Origin of the sequence: Algibacter ulvanivorans (genome assembly GCF_048381495.1) — a bacterium.
Lineage (GTDB): Bacteria > Bacteroidota > Bacteroidia > Flavobacteriales > Flavobacteriaceae > Algibacter_B > Algibacter_B ulvanivorans.
On the sequence record NZ_JBLWGD010000028.1, the window covers coordinates 1 to 415 of the forward strand.

General features: G+C 41.2%; 1 pseudogene. It reads left to right on the top strand.

The window, feature by feature from the left end:
- Positions 1–415, top strand: a pseudogene (locus ACNG5D_RS15845) (hypothetical protein); the annotation flags it as partial.

Genomic DNA, 415 nt, shown 5'->3' on the forward strand with positions numbered 1-415 from the left:
ATGTGCCTGCTGCGGATATTGAAGTTGTTACTGATGAAGCCGATAACCAAGGAACTCCTGTTGTTGCTTTTGTTTCGGATGTCTCTGATGGTAATACTTGTCCTGAAACTATTACCAGAACTTATAGCGTTACCGATGTGTGTGATAACCCAATTTTAGTCACTCAAACCATTACGGTTAACGATACTACAAACCCTACTGCTTCTGGAACTATCGCCGAATCAACAGTAGAAGGTTGTACCATTAATGATGCTACTGCCCCTGCAACTACGGTGGCTCAATTAGAAGCTCTTGGGTTAAATATTGAAGATAACTGTACTACAGATGATAACTTAGTAGTCACAAACTCTGATAGCGCTTCTGGCACTTGTCCTCTTGTTGTTACTAGAACATATACCATTACGGATGCTTGTGG